Source organism: Acinetobacter sp. Brlt_5, assembly GCF_051949055.1.
GTDB classification, from domain to species: Bacteria; Pseudomonadota; Gammaproteobacteria; order Pseudomonadales; family Moraxellaceae; genus Acinetobacter; species Acinetobacter indicus.
In genome coordinates this window covers 64,718-81,465 of the sequence record NZ_JAYJLP010000011.1, presented here as the reverse complement: position 1 = coordinate 81,465, position 16,748 = coordinate 64,718, and the positions used below count along the sequence as shown (strand labels likewise).

Below are 16,748 nucleotides of genomic sequence, written 5' to 3'. Positions count from 1 at the left end.
GCTGTTGCATTAGCTGTGTAGGGCCCGCTTTTCTGTGGCGAGATTGTGTAAAAGCCGACCCGGGGACAAAACCTGTGCGCTTGCATCTGCTATACTGGCCGACAATTTATTTGAGTCAAAATAAGGACAACTTATGCGTATCGACCAACGTACCCTAGATCAATTGCGTGATGTCAAAATTACCCGTAATTACACACGTTATGCGGAAGGTTCTGTCTTGGTTGAATTTGGTCATACCAAAGTGCTGTGTACTGCCAGTATTGATAACTCGGTACCGCGCTTTTTAAAAGGCAAAGGCCAGGGCTGGGTAACTGCAGAATATGGCATGTTGCCACGTTCTACCCATACGCGTAGTGACCGTGAAGCGGCACGGGGTAAACAGAGCGGCCGGACCCAGGAAATCCAGCGCTTAATTGGCCGCAGTCTGCGTGCCATGGTCGATCTGAAAAAACTCGGTGAAAATACCATTACCATTGACTGTGATGTAATTCAGGCCGATGGCGGTACCCGTACTGCCGCAATTACCGGTGCAGCGGTGGCGCTGGTCGATGCCATGAATGTACTGCTGGAAAGCAAAAAAATTAAACAGGACCCGTTAAAAGGTCTGGTCGCTGCTATTTCTGTGGGTATGTATCAGGACGAAGTATTGCTGGACCTGTGCTATGAAGAAGATTCAAACTGCCAGACTGACCTGAATGTAGTGATGACCCAGGCCGGTGAATTTATTGAAATTCAGGGCACTGCTGAAGATAAACCATTTACCCGTCTGCAATGTAATGCCATGCTGGAAATGGCCGAGCAGGGCATTCAGGAACTGATCAAAAAGCAGCAACAGGCCTTGGGCTGGTAAACACTGCAAGATCAGAACAATATATTTATAAAACGCATCTCCGGATGCGTTTTTTTGTGATTGAAGCAAACGTAACCAGCGGCTGTGCGCAGGTTCATCTTCATAACAAAAACCAACATGCTGAAACCGAGCTTCATGGCTTACTAAAACTCGCAGTGATTTTTTTAAAACAGCAAAAAAGAGGGATGTACCATGAAATACTTGATGATCTTACTGGCGATGGGCGCCTTTGGTTTAAGCGCGTGTGATACGGCCAATGACCGTGATGGTGATGGCACCATGCTGAATCAGGACCGTGATGGCGACGGCCGTGCAGATGATTAAAGTCTTGCGGCCATCGACTCACCCTAAATGAATAAAAAAGGTGCCTCATGAGGCACCTTTTTTCGTTATCGACAAATATCGAATTGCGATTAAGCATTAAAACGCATGGATAAATCGACCGCTTTGACATCTTTGGTCAGAGCGCCCATAGAAATATAATCGACACCAGTGCTGGCCACTTCACGCAGGTTGGCAATGGTGATATTGCCCGATGCTTCCAGTTTGCAGCGACCGGCCACATGCTTGACTGCATCAATCATCTGTTGCTGGCTAAAGTTATCCAGCATCACGATATCGGCCTGAGCGTCCAGAGCCTGATTCAGCTCATCCCAGGTTTCAACTTCTACTTCCACCGGTTTGCCCGGTGCAATTTGATGGGCTTTGGCAATGGCCTGGGCAATACCGCCAGCAGCCATAATATGGTTTTCTTTAATCAGGAAGGCATCAAACAGCCCCAGACGATGGTTTTGACCGCCGCCTACAGTGACCGCATATTTTTGTGCAATCCGCAGACCCGGCAAGGTTTTACGGGTATCCAGCAGTTTGGTGTGCAGGCCATCGAGCTGTTTCACATATTCGGCGGTTTTGGTGGCCACGGCCGATAAGGTCTGGACAAAGTTAAGGGCAGGGCGCTCTACGGTCAATAAACTGCGTGCAGAACCGGCCAGCTTTAAAAAGGCTTCATTGGCCGCCACGCGATCACCATCCTGTTTCAGCCATTCAATCTGAACGCTTGGATCGTACTGCTGGATTAAGGCATTCACCCAAGGCTGACCAGCCAGCACCATGTCTTCACGGCTGATAATGGTGGCGGTGGCCTGTTCATCTTCCGGGGTAAGTAAAGCGGTAATATCTGCCTCGCCAATATCTTCCTGCAGGGCCTGCTGAATATTGATCTGGATAGATTGCTCCAATAAAGATTGTGGTATGCTCATTGCCTGTCCTTATCTCTTTACCCATGAAAATTGCGCGATATATTAGCACTGTTCGGCTGGCCCGATGCGCTTTTTCGCGGCTTTTTTGTCTGATTTGAGATTTTCAGCTGAAAGTTTTAGGATGGGCTAAATTTTTATACTGAAAAAAATATCAGGATCATTCTATGCAGCAGGCGGCTTCTTTTCAGGTCATCCAGGGACAGTTAAAAGGTGCGCGGCAGGTGCCTTCACCGAATTTTAACCAGCGTCCGCAGCAGACCGAAATTCAGCTGGTGGTGATTCACAATATCAGTTTGCCGCCATCACAGTTTGGCGGCGGTTATATCGAACAGTTTTTTCAAAACCGGCTGGACTGGTCGGCGCATCCTTACTTTCAGACCATTGAAGGGATGCAGGTCTCGGCGCATCTGCTGATTTTGCGTAGCGGCGAAGTGCTGCAATGTGTCAATTTCAATGACCGCGCCTGGCATGCCGGACGTTCCAGTTATCTGGCCAAGCCGGAATGTAATGATTATTCCATTGGTATTGAACTGGAAGGCAGTGATGATCTGCCCTTTGAAGCGATCCAGTATCAGGTACTGGCGGAAGTGGTGTCGGCCTTGCAGCAGGCCTATCCGAAAATCCAGCGTCATCTGGCTGGACATTCCGATATTGCCCCGGGGCGCAAGACCGATCCGGGACCTTATTTTGACTGGAGCCGGTTCCGGTCTTTACTGCGTGACTGCAACAGCAGGATAGAAGCAGCATCTTCATCAATTCATAACGAAACTTGTGCTTAGGTTTCTTTACAATAGCGGCTAAATTTTTATTTGGGTGGTTCCGATGGCGCTTTGGCGATCGACCTTTATTGTCAGTGCGATGACCATGCTGTCCCGGGTGTTGGGACTGGTGCGGGATATTGTGTTATTAAATGTGTTTGGTGCGGGAAAGGATTTCGATACCTTTGTGGTGGCCTTTCGTATCCCGAACTTTTTCAGGCGACTGTTTGCTGAAGGGGCATTTTCCCAGGCCTTTATTCCGGTTCTGACCGAATATAAAACCAGCCGCACCCATGCCGAAGTGCAGATTCTGATTAGCCGGGTGTTTGGCTGTCTGGCCTCGGTGATGAGCCTGCTGACGCTGGCTGCCATGGTGGCAGCGCCGGCGGTGATGTACGTTTACGCACCAGGTTTCCATAGCGATCCGGAAAAATTTGCGCTGGCCACGGACATGTTCCGCCTGACCATTCCCTATTTGCTGTTTATGTCGCTGACCGCTTTTGCCAGCAGCATCTTAAACAGTTATGGCTCCTTTACCACGCCGGCCTTTGCACCGGTGCTACTAAATCTGGCCATGATTGCCGGAGCCCTGTGGCTAACGCCGTATATGGCCGAGCCGATTATGGCCTTGGGCTGGGCGGTGATTATTGCCGGAGCCTTGCAGCTGGCGATCCAGATTCCGGAATTATGGCGTAAAAAGCTGCTGATTCCGCCAAAAATCGACTTCAAGCATGAAGGCGTTGAGCGCATCATGAAGCTGATGCTGCCGGCCCTGTTTGGGGTATCGGTGACCCAGATTAACCTGTTGCTGAATACCATCTGGGCGTCATTTATGCAGGATGGTTCGGTATCGTGGCTGTACAGTGCCGAACGGATGACCGAGTTGCCGCTGGGCCTGATTGGGGTGGCAATTGGTACGGTGATTTTACCATCCTTGTCGGCGCGCCATGCCGAGCAGAATCAGGAAAAATTCCGTGGCATGATGGACTGGGCGGCGAAAATTATTGTGCTGGCTGGTGTGCCTGCCAGTATTGCACTGTTTATGCTGTCGACCCCAATTATTCAGGCCCTGTTCCAGCGCGGCCAGTTCACCTGGGAAGATACCCAGATGACGGCCTTGGCCCTGCAATGTATGAGTGCCGGGGTCATCGCCTTTATGCTGATTAAAGTTTTTGCTCCGGGCTTTTATGCCCAGCAGGATACCCGCACCCCGGTCCGGGTCGGTTTAATGGCGGTGGCAGCCAATGCCATTTTAAACGTGGTGTTTATTGGGTTATTTAAACTGATTGACTGGGAAGCCGAGCACATGGCGCTGGCACTGGCGTCTTCAGGTTCTGCGCTGGTCAATGCCGGTATGCTGTATTTCTATTTGCATAAACGCGATATTTTCCGTTTTGGCGGGCACTGGAAAAAACTGCTGTTCCAGTTTGGCACGGCCAATGCGGTGATGGTGGCTGCCTTGTGGTACGCTTTGAGCTGGTATAACGGTGATGTATCGCAGTGGATGCGCGTGCTGGAAGTTTTGCTGCTGTGTGTGGTGGGTGTGGCAGCGTATGCTCTTGGTCTGCTGGCCACCGGTTTCAGACCGCGTCATTTAAAACCTTAATCCGGTAGAGCTGAACACGAAAGATGTTCAGCTCCTATAAAAGAACCCTTTGAGCCGTTGAGTCTCAAAGGGTTTTTTTATGGGCTTTTATTGCACGATGCTGCTGCACGAGCAGCGCAAGCGTCTTTATTTATTGATCACTTCCAGCAGTTCGACATCAAAAATCAGGGTGCTGTTCGGTTCAATCGCATCGCCAGAACCAATCTGGCCATAGCCCAGATTCGCCGGAATAAAGAAGCGGTATTTGGCTCCTTCACGCATCAGTTGCAGCCCTTCGGTCCAGCCCTGAATGACTTGTGTGACCTGAAATTCAGCCGGTTGCTGACGCGCCATCGAGCTGTCAAATACAGTGCCATCAATCAGGCGGCCTTCATAATGCACGCGTACTTTGGAGCTGGCCTTCGGTTTTTTTCCGGAACCGGATTGCAAGACCAGATATTGCAGCCCCGATGAAGTGACTTTCACCCCATCCTTACGCGAGTTTTCTGCCAGAAAGGCCTTGCCAATCATGTCATTGGCTTCAGCGCGCTGTTTCAGCTCAATCAGCTGTTTGGCTTCGGCCTGCTTTTTGAACTGGGTCAGAATACGGGCCATGTCTTCATCGCTCAGGCTGGCTTGCTGGCCCAGTGAGGCGGCTTTTAAACCCGCCACAAAGGCATCCAGATCCATACCTTTTAAGGTGTCGACATTGCTGCGCCCCATTAAATAACCAAAGCTGTAGCCCACCTGCTGTTCAGTGGAGCTTTTGGTGGTCACCGGTTGAGCCAGTGTGGCCGCGCTACACAGGGCGAGGCCGAGCAGGGTGATCGTTTTTTTCATATTATGGGTCCCTAAACAACGAAGGAGAGCCAGGCTCTCCTTGTTTTTATTTTACTTCAATCAGCTCAACATCAAAGATCAGGGTGCTGTTTGGTGGAATCATGCCCGGCACGCCCTGTTCGCCATAACCCAGTTGTGACGGGATATACAGTGTGGCTTTCGAGCCTTCTTTCATCAGTTGCAGCCCTTCGGTCCAGCCTGGAATCACCTGGTTTAACGGGAACTCGATTGGTTCACCACGTTCGACCGAGCTGTCAAATACTTTGCCATCAACCAGTTTACCGGTGTAGTGTACTTTCACTACAGAGCTGGCTGTTGGCTGTTTGCCATTGCCTTGCTGGGTAATTTTATATTGCAGACCTGACGCGGTGGTTTGTACCCCTGCCTGTTTGGCATTTTCAGTCAGGAAGGCATCGCTGGCCGTTTGTGCCTGCTGGGCCTGATCAGCCTGTTTTTGTTGCAGTTCCTGCTGGAACTGTTCATAGGCCTTTTGTAATTCTTCTTCAGTATAGGCTGGCTGCTGACGCGCATGACCTTCACGGACACCAGTCACAAAGCTGTTAATGTCCAGCTCTGGTGGAGTTTGATGGGCAACTTCATAGCCTAATGCATAGCTGATTTTTTCAACCGCAGACGCATTTGCAGATGCTTTTGAGGATACAGTGGCAGGGTGTTGAGTTGCATAATAAACAGGAACAAGTGCAGCACCGCCTAAAATTACAGCAACAGCAATGGGTAAGGCTTTACTCATAGGTTTTCTCAAATCATTTTATCGTGTCAAAGCTGCTTTCATGTTAGCAGACTTTTTGAATCAAACCGCTGACATCAATCATTCGGTTTGGCTAATTAATATATGCGCATCGTTAAGAATATGCCATAACAGACTGAATATCTAACACATTTTTTATACAATCGGGGCCAGCCGCAGAGGCGGCCCAATTTATTCGTGAGTAATTGTATCTATTATAGATTTGGCTTCAAAGCAGATTAAAAATCTGCTTTCAGCACCACCCGGTAACGCGCCCGGCCCGCATGTAAATGTTCAATTGCCTCGTTAATCTGCGACATCGGGAACACTTCAACCTGCGGCGCCAGCTGTTTGCGGGCGGCAAATTTCAGTAACTGGCGCAAGGTCGATGGTGAACCGGTCGATGAACCTGTCACCGCTTTGCCACCACCAATTAACGCACCAGCCGAGACCTGTAACGGCTCTAAGGTCAGGCCCAGCATATGCAGCGTACCATTTGGTGCCAGGGCAGACAGATATACCGGCCAGTCCAGGCTGACATTCACCGTACTTAAAATCAGGTCAAACTTGCCGCGCTGGGCTTTCAGGGCAGCGCTGTCACGGCTATTCACCACATGATCGGCGCCCATGGCTTTTAACTCTGCGGTTTTCTCCAGGTTGGAACTGAAGGCCGTAATTTCACAGCCCCAAGCTTTGAGCAGTTTAATGGCAATATGCCCAAGGCCGCCAATTCCAATCACCCCGACATGATGCACCGCCTGAATCTGGTGCTTAATGATCGGATCAAATACGGTAATACCGCCACAGAGCAGCGGGCCGGCACTTTCCGCATCCAGATCATCCGGTAAGGGAATGACCCATTGCCAGCCGGCGCGGACCTTATCGGCAAAACCGCCGGCATGTCCGACAATGGTGGCGACACTATCGCCGGTACATTGCACCTGCCGGCCGGACAGGCACGGATCACAGTGCTGGCAGCTTTCTGCCGTCCAGCCAATGCCAACGCGCTGGCCCACAGATAATCCTTTGGCTTCACTTCCTAACTGGACAATGGTACCAATAATTTCATGCCCGGCCACCACCGGATAGACCGAAGAACGCCAGTCATTGTTAATCACCGATAAATCGGAATGGCACAGGCCACAATATTCCACCTGAACTTCGACCTGATGCGGCAACAGTTCGCCAGCATCAAACTGATATGGCACCAGCGCTTCGCCGGGTTGCATGGCGGCATAGGCACGAATGGTAGTGTTGCTCATGATGAGTGCTCCTCGGCTAAAGGGGGAAGAGATTTAAAGGCGCAGTGATCTTCATGGTCGTTGACCATGCCGACGGCCTGCATAAAGGCATAACAGATGGTGGGGCCAACAAATTGAAAGCCCTGCTTTTTTAAAGCTTTAGACAGTGCCACACTGGCTGCAGTATAGGTCGGGGCGCTGCGATAATCGGGCACGGTATGCTGCTCGGGCTGATGATCGACAAATTGCCACAGCCAGTCGACCAGATTGATACCTTGCTGCTGCAGCTGGAGCCAGGCCTGAGCATTGGTGCGGATGGCTGCGAGTTTGGCCGGATGCCGGATTAATCCGCGATCCTGTAATTTGTCCTGCAAGGCCTGATCAGACAACGCGGCAATATCGGCAATGGAATATTGAAAAAAATGCTGACGGTAACATTCGCGTTTTTTGAGCACGGTAATCCAGGCCAGACCGGCCTGCTGGCCTTCCAGACATAGCATTTCAAACAGCTGCGCTTCATCGTGAAGCGGGCGGCCCCATTCCTGGTCGTGGTAGGCGATATAGAGCGGATCTTCGGAGCACCAGCCGCAGCGTATTCGATCCATAGATGATGCTCCTGTACGGGTTTAAAGCTGGAAATGAACCCATTGATCCTGACGGTTATCCCAGTAAGACAATTCCGCCTGAGGCAGATCGGCAAAGGCAATCCAGACATCCTTGCCGGATTTATCGGCATAGCCGGTGCTGATCAGAAGTGCATCTTCAGTAATTTCCATGATCCAGCCCTGATGACTCTGGCCGTTCAACATAATTTTCTGTTGATTCCCGGATTCGGCAAATTCGACCAGTCGATTGATCAATGCTTCTGACATGTACACTTCCTAAAGCAAACTAACGTAAATAGGGATAGGGATTGACTGCACCGCGACCTTTGCCATTTAAATACAGGCCATAATGCAGATGCGGCGCGGTATGGCGGGCGTTGCCGCTATTGCCGACATAGCCAATGAGATCGCCTTTCTTGACATAATCTCCGACCTTCAGGCCACGTTTATGCCGGTCCAGATGGGCATAATAATGCCAGCTGCCGCCCGGTCCCAGAATCCATACCACTTTACCACCCAAATTGTTATTGCGTAAGTCGGCAATGAGGCCTTCGGTGGCGCTGTACACCTTGCTGCCGCGTGGCGCTAGAATATCAATGCCTTCATGCAGGCGACCGCGACTGCGTGACGCGCCCCAGGTATCTTGCAAGTGCTGACGTTTGACGCCCTGTACCGGCACTGGCAAGCGGGTTTTAAGTGGCATGTGCTGCAGTTTTTTGACCATGGCCGGCGGTAGGGGCGCCGCAGGTTTTTTCGGTGCCGAGGTACAGGCTGCTAGCAGAATCAGACTGAAGAAAACACAGCAGAGTGAAATCGAGCGAAGCACAGCATCTCCCTGATGATTATTATGTCGATGGTATTCGAATTCCAGTCTTTGACTATGTCATAAATCGGCGGCCGAGATCAATTTTTTCATGGCGGTCGGCAGTCCACGTGCAGTAGCCTGTGCCGGCGTCATCCATTCGGCGTCCAGCTCAATCGCCAGATGTTCCTGCTGGTCCGGCTCGACCGGAATTACACTGGCATCCAGCAGCCAGGTAAAGTGGGTAAAGCTGTGTGAAATCTGCAGCTGCTGTTGTCGCTGTTTCAGGCCCAGACGCTGACAGAGCACCTGAAACTGCGCTGGATCATCAATAATCGGCAGGCACCATAATCCGCCCCAGAGGCCGCTATTTGGCCGCTGCTGCCATAGCCACTGGCCATCACTGTGTAAGAGCAATACCTGGGCCTGTCTCACAGGCACCGCTTTTTTCGGTTTTTTAAAGGGTAATTCGGCTTCTAGGCCCTGCTGGTGAGCCTTGCAGTGCTGCTGCATCGGGCAGTACAGACATAAGGGTTTTTTCGGGGTACAGATGGTGGCACCGAGGTCCATAATCGCCTGGGTGTAGTCATGATTACGTTCGGTCGGGCACAGCTGTTCTGCCAGCTGCCACAAGGCCCGTTCATGTACCGGTTTGGACAGATCATCTTCAATGGCAAAAAAGCGCGCCAGCACCCTTTTGACGTTGCCATCCATAATCACGCCGTATTGTCTGAGGCCCAAAGACATCAGTGCGCCTGCGGTCGAGCGGCCAATGCCGGGCAGGGCCATCCACTGTTCCAGATTTTCCGGAAAATGTCCTTGCTGGGCCACTATGCCAGCTGCTTTATGCAGATTGCGTGCCCGAGCATAGTAACCGAGTCCGGCCCAGTATGGCGCCACTTCATCCCAGGAGGCACGGCCTAAGCTTTCCACATCGGGAAAACGCTGAATAAAACGTTCGAAATATTGCAGCACGGTTTTGACCTGGGTCTGCTGCAGCATGATTTCCGATACCCAGACTTTATACGGATCATCGGCCACCTGCCAGGGCAGGTCATGGCGACCGTGTACATCAAACCAGGAAAGCAGGGCGTGGGAAAAAGAAAAGGCAGACATGAGAACCGGAACTGTTAAGCAGGCGCCTAGTATACCCAAATCTTGCCGGCGCAGCAGGCAATAAAAAAGGTGATGCAATAGCATCACCTTCTGTTTTGGTCGCGGCAAGGCTTAGATGCTGCCGCTCATCCCCCAGCGTTGGTCCAGCTTGAGGATTTGACCTTCATAGCGTGGAATAATGTGGATATGCAAATGCTGCGATGGGCTGCCAAACACATCGCCATCGTTAAAGCCGACATGAAAGCCCGCCGGTTGATGGCGCAGCTGTAATTCATTCCGCGCCAGTTCCAGCAGCGACATCAGGCTTTTACGTTCTTTGTCGGTAACATCAAAAAAAGAACTGACATGACGTAGAGGGATAATGACACAGTGGCCTTTAGACAATGCGTTCGGTTCAGGTAGAATCACGCCATAATCATTTTTGGCAATGACATCATATTCATCAAAGTTGCAATATGGGCAGTCTTGTTCGGTCATTCTTCTATCCTCTATTCAAATTCATTAATCTTTTTCAATATATGGCCTCATGCCAGAATCAGGCCAAACGGCGTTGTAATAATTGGTACATGGCATCCAGGCTTTGCTGTTCTGCTACCGGGCTATAGCCGAGGTCGACGCCATTGGCTTTGGCACGTTCATCGGCCAGCGGGTTACTAAAGCCGTGCTTGGCATCTTCAAACACAATCACGTCATGTTCTACCTGGGCAGCGTGCATTTCTTCACGGAAGCTGGCCACATCATCCAGCGTTACCATGCTGTCCAGTTCACCATGCAGCACCAGAATTTCTGCCTGTACCTTGCCTTCCTGCGCTGGTTCTCTGGCCGCCAGAATGGCATGGAAAGTCGCAACGGCTTGCAGGTTGGCGCCTGAACGGGCCAAATCCAGCACCACTTTGCCGCCATAACAGAAGCCAATGGCTGCCAGTTTAGCCTGATTTACTTCCGGTTGGGCAGCTAAAGTGTCCAAAGCCGCAGACGCACGAGTCACAATGGTATTCGGGTCTTCAAAGGTCTGGCTCATCCATTCATTGGCCTGGGCAGCCGTGGTGGTATTTTTCTTGTCGCCATACATATCAATGGCCAGGGCGGCATAACCATGTTCTGCCAGTTCGCGGGTACGCTGTTCAATATATTCATTTCGGCCCCACCATTCCGGTGCCACAATCACACCCGCGACTGGTGCATCGGTTTCGGGTGCAGCAAAATAACCGACCAACTGGCTACCATCTGCCGCCGTATACTGAATTTCGCGAGTTTTGATTGCTAAAGTCATGCGTCCAATCCTTGTGTTTTTTGAAATAATTCGATTAAAACATAAAAATGAGACAGCGGTTTGAAAAACATTTCAATGGGCCTAAACAAATGTGAGAAAATATTTTTAAGTTATTTTTCAAAGAATAATCTGTCTGTATCTGCTGTCGGTCTAAACACAGGCATAAAAAAAGAAGGATTTGCATCCTTCTTTTTTGTGAGGGTCAGGGTATAAGAAACTATACCTTGCCGCGAGACAGGAAGCCGACAATTGCCAGAATAACAGCAATAACCAGCAGAATGACCGCGAAATCCTTAGATAAACCAGCGACACCACCGAAACCGAGTAGACTGGCAATAAGTGCGATTACAGCGAAGATGATGGCCCAACGAAACATAATTTTTCTCCATGTGTTTTTATACTTCTTGATCAAGTATAGGGGCAAGTCGCTGATTTGATTGTTTTGCTTTTGTTTATTAAGTGTTCAACTATTTATTTAAGTCTATGATTCTATTGTATCTATGACATAGCACATGCTTTTGTAGAAGACTGTTATAATAGACCGGTTATTTTGTAGTGTTGTGCATCATGTCTGATCAGCTTCGTCCCCAATTCTGGAAAAATTATCCGTTAACGGCCTTAACCCAGGCGGAATGGGAAGCGCTATGTGATGGCTGTGGTTTATGCTGCCTGGTTAAACTGGAAGATGAAGACAGTCATGAAGTCGCTTACACCAAAGTGGCCTGCAAGCTGCTGGATTGTACGACTGCCCGCTGTTCGGACTATCCGAACCGGCAGCAACAGGTGCCGGACTGTATTCAGCTGACGCCGGAAAAGCTGGACAGTATTCACTGGCTACCGCCAAGCTGTGCCTATCGCCGTTTAAAAGAAGGTAAAAACCTGCCGTCCTGGCATTATTTAAATACCGGTTCACGTCAGAGCGTGATTCGCGCCAAAAAATCGGCCGCTGGCCGCTGTATTTCTGAAACGGAAGTCAATGAAGAAGAAATAGAAGACTATATTGTGCGCTGGGTACGTTAAGTTTTTAGGCCGTCTGTATCTTTAAGAGCAAAATTGGCGATTTAAACCTGATAAAACAACTGCCTACATTTAGACTCAGTTTGCCGCAGCAAGCGCTAAAAAATCGGCTATTGAAATACTGCATTTTGCCATAACATAGTACACTCAGCCGCAGCTTTGTACAGAAAACCTTCTATGTCAGACAGCCATATTCCACTTCCTGAACGTTTGCGCCCGCGCGATCTGTCGCAGATTATCGGTCAAGATCATCTTCTGGGGGAGCAGGCCCCGTTACGTCAAATGATTGATCAGGGCCATTTGCCTTCGATTATTTTCTGGGGACCACCAGGCGTTGGAAAAACCACCATTGCCTTGTTGCTGGCGCAGGCGGTTGATCGTCCTTTTGTCAGTCTGTCTGCGCTCAATACCGGGGTCAAGGAGTTACGTGAAGTGATTGCCGATGGCGGCGATTTACTAACGCCGGTGGTGTTTATTGACGAGATTCACCGCTTTAATAAATCCCAGCAGGATGCCTTATTAAACGCAGTCGAGAAGGGCAAAATTACCCTGATTGGTGCCACCACGGAAAACCCGTCTTTTGAGGTGAACAGTGCCTTGCTGTCGCGCTGCCAGGTCTATACCTTAAATGCACTGAGTGCCGAGGCCATCCAGCAGCTGCTGACCCAGGCCGTCCAGAATGATAGCTTCTTAAAAGAACGTTATATCCAGATTGAAGAGTTTGAAGCACTGGTGCAGTTTGCGGCGGGTGATGCACGTAAGGCACTCAATTTACTCGAGCTGATTGCCGGCACCTTTGAGCCGGACACAGAAAACAGTATTAACAATGCCCTGGTCGTGAAAGTGGCGCAGCAGAATATTGCCCGTTACGACAAATCTGGCGAGCAGCATTATGATCTGGTCTCGGCCTTTATTAAGTCGATTCGCGGCAGTGACCCGGATGCGACTCTGTACTGGATGGCGCGCATGCTCAAGGGTGGAGAAGACCCGCTGTTTATTGCGCGGCGTATGCTAATTGCTGCCTCGGAAGATATTGGCAATTCCAACCCAAATGCCTTGTTGCTGGCCGGTGAATGTTTCCGCGCAGTGCAGGTGATTGGTATGCCGGAAGCGCGGATTATTCTGGGCCAATGTGCAGTCTATCTGGCCACCAGTGCCAAAAGTAACAGTACCTATCTGGCCATTAACAAGGCGCTGGACTTGGCGGAAAAAACCGCCAATTTGCCGGTACCGTTACATTTGCGTAATGCGCCGACCAAGCTGATGAAAGAGCAGGGCTACGGGGTGGATTATCTGTATCCGCACAATTATCCGGAGCATTTTGTATTGCAGGATTATTTGCCGCCAGAATTAAAAGGCACCAAGCTGTATGAATCGGCGCGCAATAAACGCGAAGTTGAAGCCGAGCGTTTACAGCAGCGGCGCTGGATGCAGTAGCAACAGTAGCAATAAAAAAAAGCCCAATTCAGAGGGATGAATTGGGCCAAACTGGATGTTAGATTGGGAGAGAACATCCGCGAGGATTAACGAAACTGATCGGCAGTCACTGTAAAATTTACCGTGTCTTGCCTATGTGCTTAAGCATAGGTCAAAACTAAAAATATGTAAAAACGATCATTTTTATAAGTTGAATTTGTTTTTTCGATTGAGAGTGAGAAAACTCAGCCAATAAAAAACCGGATCAGCTGATCCGGTTTTTTTATCGTTCATCTTGGAGATGATCAGATATTGTCGAGGTTGATGCCTAAACGTGCCGCAACTTCTTCATAGGCTTCAACCACGCCGCCTAAACCTTGACGGAAACGGTCTTTGTCGAGTTTTTTCTTGGTGTCTTTGTCCCATAGACGGCAGCCGTCTGGAGAGAATTCATCACCCAGCACGATACGGTCGTGGAACACACCAAATTCAAGTTTGAAATCGACCAGAATCATGTTGCCGGCATCAAACAGGGCTTTTAGTACATCGTTAACTTTGTAAGTCAGTTCTTTCATTTGTGCCAGCTGCTCAGCAGTCGCCCAACCCAGCGCAATTGCTTGAGATTCGTTGACCATTGGATCGCCTAAGGCATCATCTTTAAAGAACAGTTCAAATGTTGGCGGGGTCAGTTCCTTGCCTTCTTCGACACCGAGGCGACGGCACAGAGAACCAGCTGCATAGTTACGGATTACGCATTCAACCGGAATCATGCTCAGCTTTTTCACTAGCACTTCATTTGGGGTTAGCAGTTTTTCAAAATGCGTTTCGATACCGGCTTCAGCCAGTTTTTCCATAATAAAGGCGTTAAAACGGTTGTTCACCTTACCTTTACGATCTAGTTGTTCGATCTTTTCGCCATTGAACGCAGAGGCATCGTCACGAAAGACTAAAATCAGGTGGTCTTCACTATCTGTGGTATAAACAGATTTCGCTTTACCAGTATAGAGCAAGGTTTGTTTTAACATGAGGGAACCTTTTTCAGAAAAAAATGCCTAGTAATGTCTAGGCTGGCCAATTTTGGTAAATCTGGGCCAACAGGTCTGCAGCTTTTTCTTTGTCTGCAAAACTGTTGTCGGCGTTGAACACAGCCAGGTTGTTACTTGTACCGACAGAGGTGAGTCTTAAGACGTAGGTCTGTTGATCGACCGAGATGGTGACTTCGTAACGGTTTTTGCTCTGACCAATAATGCTATGGTTCAGGCTGCTGAGTGTGGCAAGCGTATACTGCCAAATTGTAGCAGAATTTCCATCTATTTTGAGCAGTGGATTTTGATTTCCATCTACAACCGGTTGTGGACGACCTGGCGCGGTGTTGTCCTGTACAGCAGCGGCCTGAGTTGGCTCTACGGCTGGAGGACGAGGAAGTGCGAAACGGTTGCCACGGCTGTTTTCCAGCTTCGGTGCATGTTCAATGGCCAGTGGGTCAACCGTTGGTGCAGGATACAATGGCGTTGCTGGTCGGGCCACAGCACCTTCAGGATATTGTAAGGGCGCAAGGGTGGTGGTGTCTTTATAATCCAGAGAGCCATTGCTGATGGCTAAAGAACTACAACCTGCCAAACTTACCACTGAAAGTGCAGCGATTAAACCAAAACGTAATTGCATAATATTGTGCTCTTATTAAATGACACCCGAAGCCTGTAAAGCTTCACGTAACGGTGCGCGATATTGTTCTGCAAGTGGCGTTAATGGCAGGCGGATGCCGGTACCAATTAAGCCCATTTCATGAAGTGCCCATTTCACCGGAATTGGGTTTGATTCACAAAATAGAATATTGTGTAAATTTGCAACTGTATTGTTACGTGCTTCAGCGCTGTCATTGTCGCCGGCAATGGCTGCGGCACAAACTTCGCTCATGACTTTTGGTGCCACATTGGCCGTAACCGAGATATTGCCTTTGGCACCAGCCAGCATTAACTGATAGGCAGTCGCATCATCACCTGAATAGACAGTCATGTCTTTACCGGCCAGACCAGCCAGTAATTCACGGCCACGTGGTACATCGCCAGTGGCATCTTTAATGCCCACAATTTGTGGAATGTCGGCCAGACGAATCACTGTTTCATTGGACATATCAACGCCAGTACGGCCCGGAACGTTATACAGGATTTGTGGCAGATCCACTGCTTCGGCAATAGTCTTATAATGCTGATATAACCCTTCCTGGGTTGGCTTGTTATAATATGGCGTGACGAGAAGTGCGGCATCGGCGCCGAGTTCTTTGGCTTCTCTGGTCAGTTCGATTGCTTCATGCGTTGAGTTTGCACCAGTACCAGCAATCACCGGGATACGTTTGTTGGCCACGCGAATGATTTCTTTAATCACACGTGTATGTTCAGCCATGCTTAATGTAGAGGCTTCACCTGTCGTGCCCACGGCCACAATACTGTTTGTGCCTTGTTCTATGTGCCACTCAACCAGCTTCTCGAGACCTTTCCAATCTACGCTGCCATCTTCTAACATTGGGGTGACGATTGCGACAATTGAGCCTTGAATGGTCTGTGCTTGCTGAGTCATTTTGAAAAAATATCCTATTTTTCCATCCACAAAAGTTCGTAGAAACAGAAAACGTGGATGGTTGCAGTATTTTGATTTGAGTCAGAATTCAATAAGTCATGATTGAATAATGCTTATGCAAATTATGACTGATTCAGTGTGTCAGAACAATATGCGTAAGTCAAAGCCAATATCAACTTTATCCGCTGCTCAAAATAGTCCGGTATAAGGCATAAGTTGGTGCTTTTACAGCAGTTCCGGTTCATCTTCGACTTTAGAATGAACTGGCGAGTAAGCATAGGTCTATAGAAGCTGTCCGGACAGCAATTTTGCCTGGAAAATGCAGTAAAAAGCCACGAAAACCAGGTAAAAGGGTCGGAATTAAGATAAAAAAACACTTAAACTAGACCTGAAAATTATTTGAATAGCCTTTTTTTTAATGCCATTTCCTGCTTAAACCAGCTCGGAATGATTTTTTTCAGATCTAAATAAAAATAATAGTTTTGACTGTCTGTTTATTTATATCCTTTGATATTTATATGAATTTTATTGTTTTTTTAAATTGATATGCCTCAATTAAGTCTTTCTAAAACTATATGTTTGCGTGTCTTAAAATAAGAAATGTCTATTAATTTTTTGCCAGACCGGGGCTTTATTCCACTTATTGGTAGTTAATTCAGAG

Annotated in this window: 20 protein-coding genes; 6 read left to right on the top strand and 14 right to left on the bottom strand. The window is 49.0% G+C overall.

Features of this window, described 5'->3' with window-relative positions; all coding sequences use genetic code 11:
* Positions 1–133 precede the first annotated feature (133 nt).
* Together rph and VF685_RS09165 are read left to right on the top strand one after the other, a co-directional pair.
* On the top strand, positions 134–850 hold the full coding sequence (gene rph, locus VF685_RS09170; protein WP_005180961.1) for a ribonuclease PH: 717 nt from the start codon (positions 134–136) through the stop codon (positions 848–850).
* Between the two features lie 192 nt (positions 851–1,042).
* Positions 1,043–1,174: a hypothetical protein gene (locus VF685_RS09165; RefSeq protein ID WP_005180959.1), complete on the top strand. Its 132-nt coding sequence runs from the start codon at positions 1,043–1,045 to the stop codon at positions 1,172–1,174.
* Positions 1,175–1,263: 89 nt separating this feature from the next.
* Here the strand turns inward: VF685_RS09165 and nadC are convergent, their stop codons facing one another.
* Positions 1,264–2,109 (bottom strand): carboxylating nicotinate-nucleotide diphosphorylase, encoded by an 846-nt coding sequence (nadC, locus tag VF685_RS09160; RefSeq protein ID WP_016658688.1) that lies wholly within the window; start codon positions 2,107–2,109, stop codon positions 1,264–1,266.
* A gap of 164 nt (positions 2,110–2,273) precedes the next feature.
* On the opposite strand from nadC, the gene ampD reads away from it, so the two are divergent.
* Positions 2,274–2,888: a 1,6-anhydro-N-acetylmuramyl-L-alanine amidase AmpD gene (gene ampD, locus VF685_RS09155; RefSeq protein WP_016658689.1), complete on the top strand. Its 615-nt coding sequence runs from the start codon at positions 2,274–2,276 to the stop codon at positions 2,886–2,888.
* Between the two features lie 43 nt (positions 2,889–2,931).
* On the top strand, positions 2,932–4,473 hold the full coding sequence (murJ, locus tag VF685_RS09150) for a murein biosynthesis integral membrane protein MurJ (RefSeq protein WP_016658690.1): 1,542 nt from the start codon (positions 2,932–2,934) through the stop codon (positions 4,471–4,473).
* Positions 4,474–4,599: 126 nt separating this feature from the next.
* On the opposite strand, the gene VF685_RS09145 is transcribed toward murJ, so the two are convergent.
* From VF685_RS09145 to VF685_RS09100, 10 genes are all read right to left on the bottom strand, one after another.
* Entirely contained in the window at positions 4,600–5,292 is a 693-nt protein-coding gene (locus tag VF685_RS09145; protein ID WP_104472308.1) for an FKBP-type peptidyl-prolyl cis-trans isomerase, read from the bottom strand.
* A 46-nt stretch (positions 5,293–5,338) separates the two neighbouring features.
* Positions 5,339–6,043, bottom strand: coding sequence for an FKBP-type peptidyl-prolyl cis-trans isomerase (locus VF685_RS09140; protein WP_005180950.1), 705 nt, complete (start codon positions 6,041–6,043; stop codon positions 5,339–5,341).
* A gap of 236 nt (positions 6,044–6,279) precedes the next feature.
* Positions 6,280–7,302, bottom strand: a complete 1,023-nt coding sequence (gene ahr, locus VF685_RS09135) for an NADPH-dependent aldehyde reductase Ahr (RefSeq protein WP_005180948.1) — start codon at positions 7,300–7,302, stop codon at positions 6,280–6,282.
* Complete coding sequence (locus VF685_RS09130; RefSeq protein WP_440203615.1) at positions 7,299–7,886, bottom strand: DNA-3-methyladenine glycosylase I; 588 nt, start codon at positions 7,884–7,886, stop codon at positions 7,299–7,301. The genes ahr and VF685_RS09130 overlap by 4 nt, the downstream gene beginning before the upstream one ends.
* 21 nt (positions 7,887–7,907) lie before the next feature.
* Entirely contained in the window at positions 7,908–8,153 is a 246-nt protein-coding gene (locus VF685_RS09125; RefSeq protein ID WP_005180946.1) for a hypothetical protein, read from the bottom strand.
* Between the two features lie 19 nt (positions 8,154–8,172).
* A complete protein-coding gene (locus VF685_RS09120) occupies positions 8,173–8,712 on the bottom strand; it encodes a M23 family metallopeptidase (protein WP_005180945.1) in 540 nt (179 codons plus the stop codon).
* 57 nt (positions 8,713–8,769) lie between these two features.
* Positions 8,770–9,804, bottom strand: a complete 1,035-nt coding sequence (mutY, locus tag VF685_RS09115; RefSeq protein ID WP_104472306.1) for an A/G-specific adenine glycosylase — start codon at positions 9,802–9,804, stop codon at positions 8,770–8,772.
* A gap of 111 nt (positions 9,805–9,915) precedes the next feature.
* Positions 9,916–10,281: an HIT family protein gene (locus tag VF685_RS09110; protein ID WP_005180943.1), complete on the bottom strand. Its 366-nt coding sequence runs from the start codon at positions 10,279–10,281 to the stop codon at positions 9,916–9,918.
* Between the two features lie 58 nt (positions 10,282–10,339).
* Positions 10,340–11,077, bottom strand: a complete 738-nt coding sequence (locus tag VF685_RS09105) for a dienelactone hydrolase family protein (protein WP_016658694.1) — start codon at positions 11,075–11,077, stop codon at positions 10,340–10,342.
* Positions 11,078–11,294: 217 nt separating this feature from the next.
* Positions 11,295–11,453: a DUF1328 domain-containing protein gene (locus VF685_RS09100; protein WP_005006601.1), complete on the bottom strand. Its 159-nt coding sequence runs from the start codon at positions 11,451–11,453 to the stop codon at positions 11,295–11,297.
* Between the two features lie 191 nt (positions 11,454–11,644).
* Between VF685_RS09100 and VF685_RS09095 the strand changes: the two genes are divergently transcribed.
* Complete coding sequence (locus VF685_RS09095) at positions 11,645–12,097, top strand: YcgN family cysteine cluster protein (protein WP_016658695.1); 453 nt, start codon at positions 11,645–11,647, stop codon at positions 12,095–12,097.
* Between the two features lie 174 nt (positions 12,098–12,271).
* Positions 12,272–13,531, top strand: a complete 1,260-nt coding sequence (locus VF685_RS09090) for a replication-associated recombination protein A (protein WP_440203614.1) — start codon at positions 12,272–12,274, stop codon at positions 13,529–13,531.
* Between the two features lie 284 nt (positions 13,532–13,815).
* Here VF685_RS09090 and purC read toward each other — a convergent pair whose 3' ends face one another.
* The 3 genes from purC to dapA are packed head-to-tail and all read right to left on the bottom strand — an operon-like array spanning position 13,816 to position 16,087.
* The gene (gene purC, locus VF685_RS09085; RefSeq protein WP_005180935.1) at positions 13,816–14,535 is read right to left on the bottom strand and encodes a phosphoribosylaminoimidazolesuccinocarboxamide synthase; all 720 of its coding nucleotides are present in this window, start codon (positions 14,533–14,535) and stop codon (positions 13,816–13,818) included.
* A 37-nt stretch (positions 14,536–14,572) separates the two neighbouring features.
* A complete protein-coding gene (locus VF685_RS09080; RefSeq protein ID WP_005180933.1) occupies positions 14,573–15,175 on the bottom strand; it encodes a hypothetical protein in 603 nt (200 codons plus the stop codon).
* Positions 15,176–15,190: 15 nt separating this feature from the next.
* Positions 15,191–16,087, bottom strand: a complete 897-nt coding sequence (gene dapA, locus VF685_RS09075) for a 4-hydroxy-tetrahydrodipicolinate synthase (protein ID WP_005180931.1) — start codon at positions 16,085–16,087, stop codon at positions 15,191–15,193.
* Between the last annotated feature and the right edge of the window lie 661 nt (positions 16,088–16,748).